The following is a 15,735-nucleotide window of genomic DNA, read 5'->3' as shown; positions in this document are numbered from 1 at the left end:
TAGGGCCAGTTAACCCTATCAATAAAACATTCCCGTTTGCAGCTGCGCCTCCTCGCTCATCATGTGACGCTGCCAGGGTGGATCGAATACCAGCTCCACGTCTACGCGCTTAACATTGGGAACCTTGCGCACACGGTATTCCACATCGCCAACCAATACCGGCCCCATGCCGCAGGCAGGCGCAGTCAGTGTCATCCTGATCGAAACCCGGCTGTTGACCTGGTCTATATCCACACCGTAAATCAACCCCAGGTTCACCAGATCGACGGGAATTTCCGGATCGAAGACAGTACCCAATGCCTGCCACACTTGTTCTTCTTTAATAAGGGAGTCCACAGCAGGAGGAAATTCAATGACCTCAGCTTCCAGGCCCAATAGATGGGCATCGGTGCCATCAACACGCAGCATCTGCCCTTGATGGGTCACGGTGTAATTACCACCCAAGGCCTGGGTGATAGTGACAAAACTGCCTTCAGGAATGGTGACGGGAGTGCCGTCAGGTACACGCCTGGCCGGGCAGTCTGCCTGGGCCACTACCATGCGTCTTTCTGTCACACTGATTGACATGCTGGGTTCAATTCTCCGGGTATCGGTTGGGACAGTATTAGCGCATTAATTGACGCTAAAACTTTCACCGCAGCCACAGTAGTCTTTGACTCGCGGGTTATTGAATTTGAGCTGCTGGTTTACGCCTTCAATCACAAAATCGATTTCCGTACCCGACACCACGGGCAAGGCGTCCTGGGCGACCAGCAGTTCTACCCCGGTTTCCAGCGGCAGGTGCAAATCATCTTCCTTCGCCTGCTTAACCAGATCGACCACATATTTCCAACCTGTGCAGCCACTTTGCTTCACGCTCAGGCGGACAGCACTCGCCCCCTGGCTTTTTTCCAATTGACGCTTAAAGTGCGCCGCCGCTGCCGGCGTTACCAGCACCGCCTGCTGCAGGCTTTGTTGTTGGGGATCAAAGGATTGAATACTCATATTCCACCTCAGCGCTAGAGCAAAAAAGTTTTTGCTTTTTCAATCGCCGCAAACAGGCGATCCACCTCAGCAAAGGTGTTGTAGAAACTAAAACTGGCGCGGACTGTTCCGGGAATCCCGAATTGATCCATGATCGGCTGGGCACAGTGATTACCCGTGCGCACCGCAACCCCCTGCTTATCCAGTAAGACACCGACATCGGCCGGATGTGCACCCTCAATCAGAAAACTCATCACCGAGGCCTTGTGCGTTGCAGTTCCCACCAACTGAATACCCGGAGTTGCACGCGCTTTTTCCTCGGCATAGGCCAGCAGAGCCTGTTCATGGGCTGCCGCTGCTTTGCGATCAATACTGTTGAGATAATCGATAGCTGCCCCCATACCAATAGCACCGGCAATATCCGGTGTCCCCGCCTCAAACTTATAGGGCAATTGGTTATAGGTAGTGCCGCTGAAGCTTACACTTTCAATCATCTCACCACCGCCCTGGTAGGGTGGCATGGCCTCCAGCAAATCGCGCTTGCCGTAGAGCACACCCAAACCCGTTGGGCCAAATAATTTATGGGCCGAAAACACATAGAAATCGCAATTAAGCGCCTGCATGTTGACCGGCCAATGACTCACCGCCTGGGCGCCATCAACCAACACCCGGGCACCGACGGCATGGGCCAAGGCAATAATCCTCTCCACCGGGTTGATAGTCCCCATGGCATTGGATACATGTCCTACAGCCACCATTTTCACGCGCGCATTAAGCATGGTGTCAAAGGCAATCATGTTGATATTGCCGTTGCCATCAACAGGTATAGGCTCCACTACAGCCCCGGTTGCCTGGGCAACCAGTTGCCAGGGCACGATATTGGAGTGATGCTCCATGGCAGAAACCAAAATGCGATCGCCAGGCTGCAAACTCAGACGCCCCCAACTGGCAGCGACCAGGTTAATGCTCTCGGTAGTGCCACGTGTCCAGATCACCTGTTGCGGTGAGGCTGCATTAATAAACTGTGCAACTTTTTCGCGCGCCGCTTCAAACTTCACCGTCGCGCGATCAGCCAGGGCATGGGCGCCGCGGTGTACATTGGAATTATCTTCACGGTAATAGTTGCTGATTGCATCAATAACCGCATTGGGCTTTTGCGTAGTCGCAGCATTGTCCAGATAAACCAGTGGCTGACCATTAACCTGCTGGTGCAGGATGGGAAAATCGGCGCGAACCTTTTCCACATCGAAAAGCTCCACACCACACACAGGACGAGTACCAACCTCCAATTGTGCTGTCATGATGCATTCGCCATTGCTAACAGGGATTGATCGCGACCGAAACGTGCGGCCAGGCGCGGCAGCAAATAATCATGGATCATTGGCTCTGCGATCTGCTCCAATAATTCATTGACAAACCCGAAGCTCAACATAACCTCGGCTTCCTGCCGCGACACCCCGCGGCTCTGCAAGTAATAGCGTGCCTGGGCATTTAGCTGCGACACAGTAGCGCCATGGGCACACTTCACATCGTCTGCATAAATTTCCAGTTCCGGCTTGGTATTGACCTCAGCCTTGTTAGACGTGAGCAGGTTTTTGTTACTCAGCTCCGCCAGGGTTTTTTGTGCATCCTGATGGATGTAGATGCGACCATTGAACACAGCCTGGGCTGAATCTCCCACAATACCCCGAAAGATTTCATTCGAGGTACAGTTGGGTACCCAATGGTTGATAGTCGTGTGGTAATCCACCAACTGTTGGTGACGCGGCAAATACAAACCCTGCAAATCCAGCTCAGCGCCCGGAGCGCGATGATTGAGTTGGTAATCAATACGCTGCAAGCGACTGCCAAGTGCCAGGGTAAACGCACGCAAGCGCGCACTGCGCTGCAGGTTGGCATGCACCGCACCGATGTGCAGGGCGTTTTCCTGCTCCAGGTTCAGGCGATAATGATGCAGGCTGGCATTATCGCCCAGCACCAATTCACTCAGCGCATTGACAAAACTATTTTGTATTTCATCAGTAGAGATATATTGTTCTACCAGGGTTGCACTCGCGCCAGACTCCAGCACAACCAACACCCGTGAGTTAGCCGATGTCGGTGCATCCTGCGCACTGCTGACGTGCACCAGATACACAGGTTTTTCCCATTGTATATTGCGCGGTACATGCACCAGCACACCTTCGTTCACCCAGGCATTATTCAAGGTGGCGAAGAGGTGACGCTCCCCCTCGACCACACGTCCCAGATACTGCCGGACCAGTGCTTGCTGTTCGCTGTTGGCTTGACTAAAACGCACAACCCCAGCAGGGAGTGAAGAGGAGAGTTCGCTATTAAACACACCATTCACAAATACCAGGCGCGTCGCATCCAGTGGGATCAGGTCCAGGCTGGCAGCCTCCAGGGTTTCACCCTGCCCCCAGGATTGGGGAGTATCTTTTTGCAGGCTTTGCAGCGGTGTGTATTTCCAGTGCTCGGTTTTACGCGTTGGCCAGGGCTGCGCCAACCAGGCATCGGCGGCCTGTACCCGCAGCTCCTGCAGCCAGGGTAAAACCTGTTGCCGGGCAGCCAGTCTCAGTGCTTGTTGCTGAAAATCACTCATTAATTACACCGCCACTTGTTCAAGCCAGGAGTAGCCTTTTTCTTCCAGTTCCAGTGCCAGTTCCTTACCGCCGGTCTTCACGATTTTGCCGTTAGCCAGCACGTGGACATAATCCGGCACAATGTAATCAAGCAGGCGCTGGTAGTGGGTCACCACAATAAAACTGCGCTCCGGTGAGCGCATGGCATTAACACCATTGGCAACCACTTGCAGTGCATCAATATCCAGACCGGAATCCGTTTCGTCGAGAATGCACAGACCTGGCTCCAGCAACATCATCTGCAGGATTTCATTGCGTTTTTTCTCACCACCGGAGAAGCCCTCATTCACCCCTCGCTTGAGGAACGCCTGGTCAAGGCTGACTTTTTTACTGGCGTCGCGCGCCAGTTTCATAAATTCTACCGCCGATAATTCCGGCTCACCGCGATGCTTGCGCTTGGCATCCACCGCTGCTTTTAAAAATTCCATATTACTCACGCCGGGAATTTCCACCGGGTATTGGAATGCGAGGAACAATCCTTCACGGGCGCGCTCTTCAATGTCCAGCGCAAACAAATCCCTGCCCTTAAATTCCACACTGCCACCAGTCACTTCATAACCTTCACGACCAGAGAGCACATTGCCCAGGGTACTTTTACCGGCACCATTGGGGCCCATGATAGCGTGCACCTCGCCGGGATTAACGGTAAGGTTCAAGCCTTTCAATATGTCTTTCTCTTCCACTCTCGCGTGCAGATCAGTAATACGCAACATAAAATTCAAATCCAAAAAAAGCTAACAAGGTCATTCTGTATTGTTGTTCAAGGACGATATCCGTCCTTAACCCACCGAGCCCTCAAGGCTCACTTCCAGCAACTTGCCGGCCTCAACTGCAAATTCCATCGGCAGCTCTTTAAATACTTCGCGGCAGAACCCGTTTACAATCATCGAGACGGCTTTTTCTGCATCCAGACCGCGCTGCTGGCACAAGAACAATTGATCTTCACTCACCTTGGATGTGGTGGCTTCGTGCTCAATAACCGCCGTAGGATTTTTGCTCTCGATATAGGGAAAGGTATGGGCACCGCATTTGTCGCCAATTAACAGCGAATCGCACTGGGTGTAATTACGCGCCCCCTCTGCGCCCGGGTTCATACGCACTAAACCGCGATAGGCATTAGAGGAGCGACCGGCAGAGATCCCCTTGGAAATAATGGTAGAACGTGTGTTTTTACCGATATGGATCATCTTGGTACCGGTATCGGCCTGCTGGTAATTATTGGTCAGCGCCACCGAGTAAAACTCACCCACACTGTTATCACCGCGCAAAATACAACTGGGGTATTTCCAGGTGACCGAGGAACCGGTTTCCACCTGGGTCCAGGAAATTTTGGCATGGGTAAAACAAACACCACGTTTGGTCACAAAATTGTAAATACCGCCCTTGCCTTGCTCATCACCGGGATACCAGTTCTGCACTGTGGAATATTTAATTTCAGCATTATCAAGTGCCACCAGCTCCACCACGGCGGCATGCAACTGGTTTTCATCGCGCTGGGGTGCGGTGCAACCCTCCAGGTAACTCACATAGGAACCTTCATCCGCCACAATCAGGGTGCGCTCGAACTGACCGGTGTTTTGCTCGTTAATACGGAAATAGGTAGAGAGCTCCATGGGGCAGCGCACGCCTTTGGGAATGTACACAAAGGAGCCATCGGAAAATACCGCCGAGTTGAGCGCGGCATAGTAGTTGTCTTTTTGTGGCACAACTGAACCCAGGTACTGTTTTACCAGCTCGGGGTATTTTTCCACCGCCTCGCTGATAGAGCAGAAAATGACACCGGCTTCCGCCAGTTTTTCACGAAACGTGGTCACCACCGATACCGAATCAAACACCACATCCATGGCCACACCCGCCAGAGCAGCCTGCTCGTGCAAGGGGATTCCCAGCTTTTCGTAAGTTTCCAACAGCTTGGGATCTACCTCATCCAAACTTTTGGGACGGTTCGCCATGCTTTTCGGTGCGGAATAGTAAGACAGTGCCTGGAAATCGATATCATCGTATTTCACATGGGCCCACTCGGGTTCCTCCATCTCACGCCAGGCGTTGAAGGCTTTGAGGCGCCAATCGAGCAACCATTGCGGCTCATTTTTCTTGGCCGAAATAAAACGAATCACCTCTTCATTAAGACCAGGCGACAAAGTTTCAGAGTCGATTTGGGTAGTAAAACCCGCGGCGTACTCTTTTTTAATCAGGCGTTCGACTTCTTCAGACATTTCAATTACCTCAGCCCTTTAGGCGCCTTACACGTTAGGCAACCTGGCTAATACACTGCGAATATGTTCAATCGCAAATTCAATTTCTTCGCCACTGGTATAGCGGCCAATACTGAAGCGCAGCGAAGCCTGGGCATCAGCATCATCTAAACCTATAGCCTTGAGCACATAGCTGGGCGACATGCTGGCCGAGTTACAGGCAGAACCACTCGACAACGCCAGCTCACGCAAGGCAATTAACAGTGTTTCACCGTCGTAGCCACTGAAGGTGACATTCACAATCCCCCCCACACTCAGGCTGTCATCGGCACCGTTGCGCTTAACACCGGCCATGGTCGACAGTCCCTGCCACAAACGCTGTTTTAATTCGGCAATGTGGGTGCGGTCTTCAGCAAGACGTCGCTGAACCAGTGCCGCAGCTTCCCCCATACCAATACACTGGTGAGTAGCCAGGGTACCGGAACGCATCCCACGCTCGTGGCCACCACCGTGGATCTGCGCGGCGATACCGACCTCCGGTGCGCGGCGCACATAAAGCGCACCCACGCCCTTGGGGCCATAAAACTTGTGCGCCGACAGTGAGAGCAAATCTACCCCCAGGGCTTTAACATCCAGCGGGATTTTGCCCACTGCCTGGGCAGCATCCGCATGTAACAAAATACCCCGCGCCTTACACAAACCGGCAAACGCGGCCACGTCATTAATACTGCCCAGCTCGTTATTAACCAGCATCAAGCTGACTAAAAATGTGTCCTCGCGCAACGCGCTGGCGAGCTGCCCGGGCGAGATAATGCCGCGGCTGTCCGGTTGCAAACGGGTCACACTAAACCCTTGGCCCTCCAGCCAGGCAGCCGGGTCAAGCACAGCCTTGTGTTCGATAGCAGATACAACCAGGTGGCCACCGTGCAAGTGATTGCGGCGATAGGCTTCAGCAGCGCCTTTTAAGGCCAGGTTATTCGCCTCGGTAGCGCCACTGGTCCAGACAATCTCGCGCGGATCAGCATTCACGAGCGCCGCCACCTGACTGCGCGCTTCCTCTACCTTCTCTTCCGCTTGCCAGCCATAGACATGGGAGCGCGACGCAGGATTGGCAAAAGTACCTTCCAGTGTCAGGCACTGGGCCATAGCCTGGGCTACTTCGGGCGCCACAGGCGTGGTGGCGGCATAGTCGAGATAGACGGGTTTACGCATGGCCGGTATAACGTGTTGTCCTACAGAATTTCACTGACAGCAATATGCTGCTGATCGTGTATAGCGCCGACGAGTCGATGATCCTGGCGCATACGTACAGCCTGAATATCACTGCGTGCTACCAGGTCAGCAAGGCTAATACTGTTGAGGAACTGGTGGATTTGTGCGCTCAGGTCCTGCCATAAATGGTGGGTCAGGCACACTTCCCCTTCCTGGCAATTGCCCTTGCCTTCGCAACGGGTGGCATCCAGGGATTCACTGACCGCATCTACCACCTGGGCAACAGAAATGTCACAGGTGCTGGACGCTAATTGGTAACCACCACCGGGGCCGCGCACGCTTTTTACCAGATTGAACTGGCGCAAGCGGGCGAACAACTGTTCCAGATAGGAAAGGGATATACCCTGACGGGCAGAAATATCGGCCAGGCTCACAGGACCACTGTCACTGTGAAGGGCGAGGTCAAGCATGGCTGTCACCGCATAGCGGCCTTTGGTCGTGAGTCTCATATGCGTATCCACAGGAAGAGCGGTTGATCAGAGCCGCCCAGGGGGAAATAAAACGCTAACACCAGTAAACAAGTAGCTAATCCCGCTCAATGTAAGCCAGCTACGCAAACCCGAGTATTTTACTCAACTATTACCTGTTTTCCAACGCGTAAAACCATCCAACCCATTGATTTAGCTCATCGACCAGCCAGACAAAGGCTATTCCCTGGGAATATCCACCTCTGTCGGCGCTACATCCAGAGCCTTGGCTGCACTGCGCAGGGACTCAATATCCGCCGCCAGCCCCTGCTGTGACACGACCTTTCCTGTGTAGTAAACATAATTCTGCATCGCCGTCAGCACGCCGCGCAGGATATTCAGTTCCATTTGATCCAGACGCACGCGGTTATACAGGCGGCGCAGGCGAGTCATGGTTTGCTTAGGGTTATCCGGATCGAGAAAACCGAGATCAACCAGCGCCTGCTCAAGGTGCTGGTAGTAATTCTCCAAGGCCCCCGCATCTGCTGGCGGCATATCCCAATGGTGATTGGGCAAGCTTTTACCCTCCACTGCCTGCAGGTAAGCCATGCGTATCTCATAGCAAATCACCTGCACAGCCGTCGCCAGGTTGAGGGAACTGTATTCGGCATTGGCCGGTATATGGACATGGTAAGTACATTTGTGCAGTTCTTCGTTGGTGAGGCCGCGGTCCTCACGACCAAAGACTACTGCCACCTCATGCTCACCGGCTTCGGCCCAGATACTTTCACCGCATTGGCGCGGATCGAGCAATGGCCAGGGAATACGGCGCTCTCGGGCACTGGTGCCGACCACCAGCGAACAGCCCGCAATGGCCTCATCCAGGGTTTCCACCACCACCGCGTTATCCAGCACATCTGTAGCACCCGCGGCACGCCATACGGCTTTATCCGAGGGGTACTCCTTGGGGGCCACCAGATACAGGCGATCCAGCCCCATATTTTTCATGGCACGTGCTGCACCGCCGATATTGCCGGGGTGGGATGTGTTAACCAGCACAATACGGATATTGGCAAAAGGGGCATTTGCAGCGTTAGACATGGGGCAGCCTGGGTCCGGACGGAAAAAGGGCGCGCAGTATAGCGCCAGATGCCGCTAGCCTCCAGACAGCTCAATCGCTATACTGCGCGACCTTGGCGTGAGGCGCTGTAACGGGGATATTCCCCAGGCGACCTGCGGCCCCTGCTCTTTCACAATACATCCCCTGCACTGGTACTGCGCCAGTCCTGGCTTCTTTTTGCTGCAGCCCTGCCACTGGCAGGCCAGATCCCTGAAACGGTGAATTATGGAACCCATGTTGAATATCGCCTTGCGTGCCGGACGCAAAGCAGCCGAGCTGATTGAGCGCGCCTTTGAACGCGTTGACCTGATCACCATCGAAACCAAAAGTCGCAACGACTTTGTTACCGAAGTGGATAAGGCATCAGAAAAAGAAATTATCTATCACCTGCGCAAAGCCTACCCCGACCATACCATTCGCGGCGAAGAAGGCGGTACCCAGCAGGGTAAAAACCCCGACTACGAATGGATCATTGACCCACTGGATGGCACCACCAACTTTGTCCACGGGGTTCCTCACTTCTCCATTTCCATTGCCTGCAAATACAAAGGCCAACTTGAACACGCCGTTGTTATCGACCCTATCAAGCGCGAAGAATTTACCGCCAGTCGCGGCCGCGGTGCAACGCTCAACGGTCGCCGTATTCGCGTCGGCTCCCGCCGCAACCTGGAAGGCACACTTATCGGCACGGGTATCCCCTTTAGCGGTTATGCGCTCGAACACATAGGCCCTTACCTCGCCTGTGTACAGGAAATTGCCGGGCAAACTGCCGGCATTCGACGTTGCGGTTCAGCCGCACTCGACCTTGCCTATGTGGCTGCCGGCCGTTTTGATGCGTTCTGGGAAATGAACCTGAACGAGTGGGATATTGCAGCGGGTATTTTGCTGGTCAAAGAAGCCGGCGGATTAGTGAGCGACTTTAACGGCGGCGTGGACTTTTTGGATACTGGCCATGTCGTCTGTGGTTCACCCAAGGTGTTTAAACCTATCCTGCAAATCGTGCAAAAAAACCTTGGCCATCTGAAATAAATATCGCTACCCAAAACCATAAAAAAACCGGGGCCTGAAAAGCCCCGGTTTTTTTATGCTAAGTCACAATCGCGGGTAAATTACAAACCCCACATATTGTGCAACAGCTGGGTTTTACGAGGATCGAAACCTGTCCACTGACCCCACATATCGTTGGCAGTCACTGGATCCCAGGGAGTTAAATACCAACCCATGGTATCTGCTGATTCAGGGTTCATCGACCAGTAGCAAGCATTAATCCCTTTCCTCTTGAAATAGCTTGCCGCCGCCTGTTGCCATTGCTGGTCAACGTTGGTGGTGATATGGCTCCAGGCATTACGGTCAGCCTGGCTGGACTTGGCACCAGGCCAATCCATATTACCGCCAAATTCACCAATCAAAATACCGTAACCCAATTCACGCAGATAGCCAAAGTGCTCTTCCCAACCTTGCTCAAGCACGGTCGGATTAATCACTATACGGCACCTGGCCTGAGCTGCTTCATCACCTTCCAGCCCTGCACACTCTGTCTGCGCCGGATCCATGAATTGTCTTTGAACAAACACGGACGGACCATAAGTGTGTGGAGAGAACAACAGGCGATCCTTGGGAATGTTAGGTGGGTTAGCACCCGCTTCGTAGAGGTTTTCACCCCAGTTTGGATTCAAGTCGGTGCTACCGTGTGGCACAGGTACGGATGTATCAGGTGTTCCATCTTGCGTATTAGCATTGGCGGAAATACCTTCAACGATAATAAGCATATTGGGGTTAACTTCATTGATCGCCTGATAGGCCTCTTCAACCATACCCTTCCATTCTGCCCAAGTGTAATCATAAGGCTCATTGAAGACATCAATACCAATCAGGTTACTTACCCCCAGCTTGGCGGACAGTCCGGCGATTTCACGCAGGTTTGCCAACCACTTCTGCTTATCGTAAGCATGGATCCTGGTAACAGAACTGGGGTTATTGGTAGCGGAACAGGAATACTCTTCACGAGTGAAGTCGTAACCAACGCGATTCGCATCCACATAGGGCGGACGGGCATCCAAACGACCGGCACGCCAACCAACGTAATTAGAGCAGGAGTGGATATCAATAAAGATCTGGATGTCATTTTGATCAGCCAGTTTGATGAAATCCTCCAATGCCTGACGCGCGTTGGATTGACGAATGGATTGATGGTTTTTGAGGTTTGGACTGCGACCTTGCGGGTCATTTGCATCCAGGGTTTGCGGTGCAATGGGCAGACGCAACATAGTAATACCCTGCTGCTTCAACTCAGTCATAGTCTGCTGAATGGTGCGACCGGAACCTTGGCTGTTATTCACCCACCACATGTTACCCGCATACAACTCCATTGGCGCACCGCTGGGGTTATCGGCATCATTTGATGGCTCATGACGCCCCTCCAAACCAAACCAGTTGCCGCAACGCGCAGGCAGCAGTTGACCGTCTTTCGTCAGGTTACCCTGAGTATTAACACGGAACACACCGGTTCCGGGCACACTCACAGAAGATGAACTGGAAGAGACAACCGAGCTGGAGCTAACACTGGAAGAGCTGCTTGATGGAACACTGGAAGATGAGCTACTGCTAGGCGGTACTACAGAAGACGAGCTGCTGGAGCGGACGCTTGAACTGGAAATTGAACTGGGCGAGCTCGAGCCCCCGACAATCCCATAAGGCGCCGGCTGGGCCGAACAGGTTGATGGAGAGATACAGCTTCTGTTGTTTTCATAACCCCAACCAGAGGTTGTGCTCACACACAACGGATACAGGGTTCCATACCAATTACACTGGCCGCCGCTGACCACAGAGGAAGACGATGAGCTCACTACGCTGGAGCTTGAGGACACAACAGAGCTTGAAGACACACTGCTACGCGATGACGAGCTTGAACTCACAACACTGGATGAACTCACCGAAGAACTGGTTCCGCCAGTACATGCAGCACCATTCACTGTTGGACTCTCGACAGTGCCGCTATTGGTAACCCCCTGGAAACCAAACTCTACCGTTTGCCCAGGTTGAATAGTGCCATTCCAACTCAGGTTGGATGCCGAATAGGGATTGCTACCGGAAAGGTTGGCATTCCATAAGTTGGTAACACGGTTGCTGTTATATTGCCAGCTAACGTTCCAACCATTGATTACAGAAGATGTTGAGTTAGTAATACGAATTGCTGCGGTAAATCCTGACCCCCAGCTATTGGTAACCACATACTCACAACCCGCTGCTGCCACATTGGAAAATGCAGCAAGCGCAATACTCACGCCGAGAATACTACCTGCCCGCTTAAAAGAGGCAGGATAGCGTTTAGAGGGAGATGTAACATGTCCCATTATTCAATCCTCAATTATTATGGTGACTGCCAAGGCACAAGTTGCTAAAGAATAAACTTGGCTTTACAACAGACGTGAAATGACCGCAACAACATAGCGGTCGCCGCTTCTGAACAGGGCAAAGACTCCGTCAAGCCCGCTCAAAACCAAACTCACTGTCTCCCTCGTCACCACATTTTTATATTGATAATGGCTCGCTCAAAGGCCGATCCCTCTGGTTGAAAACGGCGTCATCGAGGAGGAGGCGGTTTTATTATTAATATGCTGAAAACAACCAGCGAATACCGCCCAGCAGGACAAATAATATTTATAAGGGAAAAACACTAGAAGATCTGTCTACCAGTTCGCACAGAGCCTGTGTTAGAAAATAACTTAAGCGACAAAATCACAAATAAGGCCTTTATTAAATAATATTGCGTGTAAAACAACATTTTTTACTCAACCAATACCTGATTAAGCACCCCAATCAATTGATTAATTTGCACTGGCTTGGTCAGGTAATCAAAAAAGCCCGCACTTTTTCCCCGCTCAATATCATAGGGCATGGCATTGGCTGACAGGCCAATGATGGGGATTTCTTTGGTTAGGTCATCTCGCCTGAGGACATTCAATACTTCGTAGCCATCCATACCGGGCAGGTTGATATCCAGGATAATGGCATCGGGTAGCAAGCTGCGCGCTTTGTAGATGCCGAGAAAGGCCTCCTCGGCAATGTCCAGGCTTAACTGTGGATAGCGTGCAAAGATCTGTTGCAACAAACGGATATTGGTAGGGTTATCTTCTACGTATAAAATCTTGCACTGGCGATTTATCTGCAAGGCGGCGGGTGTGTAATCCATGTGGGATTGAACATTTTCCGTATTGGCAAGATTCCACTCTCCCGCCGTTGGCAAGTCAATCCAGAAACTGGTTCCTATGGCTTCCGCACTGCTGAAATCCAGGTTGCCGTGCATCATTTCCACCAACTGCTTGGTAATTACCAAACCGACACCGGAGCCCTCAATATTGGAATTTTCTGCACTTAGACGATTGAACGGTTGAAACACTTCGTGCTGGCGATCGGCGGGAATACCACGTCCGGTGTCACGCACAGTAATACGCAGCTGGTCCATGGGCTGCACATCCAGACGCACCTCCACTTCACCCCCTACGATATTGTATTTAATCGCATTGCTGAGCAAATTGAGCAGCGCTTGTTTAAAGCGTACGAGATCAGCAACAACATAGGTTTTCTCCTGGTCTGCCAGTGTTGCATAGAGTCGAATGCCGAGAGCATCAGCCTGAGGCTGTACAAAAGTAAAACACTCCTTAATAACCCTGGAGACCAATACGGGCTCCAGGGAAACCATCATTTTTCCCGATTCGATTTTTGCCAGATCCAACACATCATTGATGAGTTGCAACAGATGTTCACCCGCCTTGCGAATCTCGCGTATGTTGGTCACCTGCTCCCGGCTCAAATTACCATCATATTCAAATAGCTGGGTATAACCGAGAATAGCATTGAGCGGGGTGCGCAATTCGTGGCTCATACTGGATAAAAATGCAGACTTGGCCTGGTTAGCTTTTTCTGCCTGCTCCTTGGCAAGCAATACCCGCTCTTCCGCGCGCTTTACCTCGGTGATATCCATATTGCTGCCAGACATCATGACCGGCTTGCCGCTCTCATTGAAGACGGCTTTACCGCGTCCGCGAACCCAGCGAATTTCCCCGCTGCGACACACCACACGGTATTCCACATCAAAGAAATCACGACCGGCGAGGTGCTGTGCCAACGCATCATCAAACTTGACAAGATCCTGGGGAAAAATATGACGCCGCCAGATTTTCAGGCGATCCTCACCTTCGGTTAAGACATCATCCAGATCATCGTAACCCAACAGCTCCCAACAGCGATGCGAAAAATGGAACCCACCACGATCGGAATACCACTCCCAGATACCATCGCTGGATGCCTGGATAATCCGCACCTGGCGCGCCTCACTTTCACGCAGTGCTGCCTCTACTCGCTTAAGCTCTGTAATGTCGAAATTAACACCGGACATCACCGCGGGCTGATTATTTTCACCATAAAGGGTGTCGGCACGAATTTGCGTCCATACATAATCACCCGCCTTGGTTTGAATACGGTAACAAGCATCCAAAGGTTGGCGCGTACGTAAATGATTACGGATGGAATCCATAATCGAATCCTGGTCTTCCGGATGAATACGCTCCATTACCGCCTGGGCGCTGTTGATCTGCTTGGTATCCTCGTCGCTATAACCCAATCGCTCCCAAAAACCTCCAGACCAATCCATACGCTGGGTAGTAAGGTCCCATTCCCAAAAGCCATAACCACTGCCATTGAATATGCGTTTGAAACGACCAAGGGTCAGTTTCAGCAATTCAATATCATTACTTTCTGTCAGCAAAGGATTAAAACTGGAATGTTCAATCATAGGAGTATTATGTATAGGTTAGTGCCAGACCGATTGATTAATAACCAACAGGACAATAAACCAGATTGCCGGGAATAACCAGACAGATTGGCGCCTCAAGCAGATTATTGGCGCCATAAACACAAACAGCGCCCTAAGGCGCTGTTTGTGGCAACGGCAGGCAACCCCATCAAGGCGTTGCATCAGCCTCCGTTTCCTCTTTGGGACGAGGCATCAGATCCTCTTTGGTAACGCCCAGGGCGGCCGCAATATTAGAGGCTATATAGACTGATGAGTAGGTACCGGCAACAATACCGATAATCAATGCCAACGCAAAACCTTGTAACACTTCACCCGCAATGAAATACAGGGAAAAGAGTACCAGGTAAACAGAGGCAGAGGTCATGATGGTACGTCCCAATGTCTGGGTAATAGAAATATTAATGACCTCGTGCGAAGAGGTTTTGCGCAGTATGCGGAAGTTTTCCCGAATACGGTCAAACACAACGATAGTATCGTTAATCGAATAGCCGATCAGTGCCAACACGGCAGCAAGGACGTTCAAATCGAAATCCCATTGGAACAGCGCAAAGCAACCCACGGTAATAATGACGTTGTGGATCAATCCAATAATGGCACCCACAGAAAACTTCCACTGGAACTGAACAGCCACATACAAAAACACCAATGCAAATGCCGCCAACAGACCGAGGCCCCCCTGATCGCGCAGCTCGCCACCAATTTGCGGCCCCACAAATTCACTGCTGCGCAATTGGATATCCGCACCGGTCGCCGACTCCATATCGCCAATCAGTTGATTCAGATAAGCGCTCTCAATCGACTTTTCTACGATTACCAACACCTTGCCATCGCGTTGGCTGTACTCAACACGGCCATAGTCTCCACTGTCACCCAAAGGCTTTGCCTGACGAACCGAGTCAAGACTGGCATTACTAACAACCAGCACATCGGCAAAGGATTCATATTCCCGCTCCGGGCGCTCCACTCCTTCGAGTACAGCACCATTACCCTTGGCAGCGAAGGATAACCTGAGTTTTTGCAGGGCTTTTTCCTTCATTTGATCCTGGGTGCGGATCATCACTTCGCGGTCTGAACCAAACAGAACAGCAACAGGGCTCTTCAATTCTTCAGCTTCAAGCACATCGCGGATTTTATCGAGATCCGCAGGGCGATCAAACAACACCTCAAGCTGGGTTCCGCCAGTAAAGTCCAAACCAAGCTTCAGACCATTAACGGCGAGGGCGGCAAAAGAAATCAACACAAATACGATAGATATGGCGGAGGTGTAATGCCTCACCCCCATGAAATTAATGACTCTTGATGGCTGAATCATGACGTCGCC

Annotated in this window: 13 protein-coding genes; 1 reads left to right on the top strand and 12 read right to left on the bottom strand. The window is 51.9% G+C overall.

Going from position 1 to position 15,735, the window contains the following annotated elements:
- Nucleotides 1-18 precede the first annotated feature (18 nt).
- The 9 genes from sufT to trmJ all read right to left on the bottom strand — a co-directional run bounded on the left by sufT (nt 19) and on the right by trmJ (nt 8,580).
- The gene (gene sufT / locus CJA_RS07185) at nt 19-540 is read right to left on the bottom strand and encodes a putative Fe-S cluster assembly protein SufT (protein WP_012487102.1); all 522 of its coding nucleotides are present in this window, start codon (nt 538-540) and stop codon (nt 19-21) included.
- Nucleotides 541-612: 72 nt separating this feature from the next.
- A complete protein-coding gene (locus CJA_RS07180) occupies nt 613-984 on the bottom strand; it encodes a HesB/IscA family protein (protein WP_012487101.1) in 372 nt (123 codons plus the stop codon).
- Between the two features lie 14 nt (nt 985-998).
- Nucleotides 999-2,264, bottom strand: coding sequence for a cysteine desulfurase (locus CJA_RS07175; RefSeq protein WP_012487100.1), 1,266 nt, complete (start codon nt 2,262-2,264; stop codon nt 999-1,001).
- On the bottom strand, nt 2,261-3,565 hold the full coding sequence (sufD, locus tag CJA_RS07170; RefSeq protein WP_012487099.1) for a Fe-S cluster assembly protein SufD: 1,305 nt from the start codon (nt 3,563-3,565) through the stop codon (nt 2,261-2,263). The genes CJA_RS07175 and sufD overlap by 4 nt, the downstream gene beginning before the upstream one ends.
- A gap of 3 nt (nt 3,566-3,568) precedes the next feature.
- Complete coding sequence (gene sufC, locus CJA_RS07165) at nt 3,569-4,318, bottom strand: Fe-S cluster assembly ATPase SufC (RefSeq protein ID WP_041551254.1); 750 nt, start codon at nt 4,316-4,318, stop codon at nt 3,569-3,571.
- A 66-nt stretch (nt 4,319-4,384) separates the two neighbouring features.
- Nucleotides 4,385-5,821, bottom strand: a complete 1,437-nt coding sequence (gene sufB, locus CJA_RS07160; RefSeq protein WP_012487097.1) for a Fe-S cluster assembly protein SufB — start codon at nt 5,819-5,821, stop codon at nt 4,385-4,387.
- A 27-nt stretch (nt 5,822-5,848) separates the two neighbouring features.
- Nucleotides 5,849-7,012, bottom strand: coding sequence for an aminotransferase class V-fold PLP-dependent enzyme (locus CJA_RS07155; protein WP_012487096.1), 1,164 nt, complete (start codon nt 7,010-7,012; stop codon nt 5,849-5,851).
- Between the two features lie 20 nt (nt 7,013-7,032).
- On the bottom strand, nt 7,033-7,521 hold the full coding sequence (gene iscR, locus CJA_RS07150; protein WP_012487095.1) for a Fe-S cluster assembly transcriptional regulator IscR: 489 nt from the start codon (nt 7,519-7,521) through the stop codon (nt 7,033-7,035).
- 198 nt (nt 7,522-7,719) lie between these two features.
- Nucleotides 7,720-8,580 carry a tRNA (cytosine(32)/uridine(32)-2'-O)-methyltransferase TrmJ gene (gene trmJ, locus CJA_RS07145; protein ID WP_012487094.1) on the bottom strand — a complete coding sequence of 287 codons (861 nt, stop codon included), beginning with the start codon at nt 8,578-8,580 and terminating at the stop codon, nt 7,720-7,722.
- A 244-nt stretch (nt 8,581-8,824) separates the two neighbouring features.
- On the opposite strand from trmJ, the gene CJA_RS07140 reads away from it, so the two are divergent.
- Entirely contained in the window at nt 8,825-9,628 is an 804-nt protein-coding gene (locus CJA_RS07140) for an inositol monophosphatase family protein (protein ID WP_012487093.1), read from the top strand.
- 80 nt (nt 9,629-9,708) lie between these two features.
- Here the strand turns inward: CJA_RS07140 and CJA_RS19015 are convergent, their stop codons facing one another.
- The 3 genes from CJA_RS19015 to secF all read right to left on the bottom strand — a co-directional run bounded on the left by CJA_RS19015 (nt 9,709) and on the right by secF (nt 15,726).
- Nucleotides 9,709-11,952: a cellulase family glycosylhydrolase gene (locus tag CJA_RS19015; protein ID WP_012487092.1), complete on the bottom strand. Its 2,244-nt coding sequence runs from the start codon at nt 11,950-11,952 to the stop codon at nt 9,709-9,711.
- Between the two features lie 434 nt (nt 11,953-12,386).
- Nucleotides 12,387-14,393: a hybrid sensor histidine kinase/response regulator gene (locus CJA_RS07130; RefSeq protein WP_012487091.1), complete on the bottom strand. Its 2,007-nt coding sequence runs from the start codon at nt 14,391-14,393 to the stop codon at nt 12,387-12,389.
- A gap of 169 nt (nt 14,394-14,562) precedes the next feature.
- Nucleotides 14,563-15,726, bottom strand: coding sequence for a protein translocase subunit SecF (secF, locus tag CJA_RS07125; protein ID WP_012487089.1), 1,164 nt, complete (start codon nt 15,724-15,726; stop codon nt 14,563-14,565).
- Between the last annotated feature and the right edge of the window lie 9 nt (nt 15,727-15,735).

The organism is Cellvibrio japonicus Ueda107 (assembly GCF_000019225.1).
Taxonomy (GTDB): Bacteria; Pseudomonadota; Gammaproteobacteria; order Pseudomonadales; family Cellvibrionaceae; genus Cellvibrio; species Cellvibrio japonicus.
This window is presented reverse-complemented; position numbering and strand designations above follow the sequence as displayed.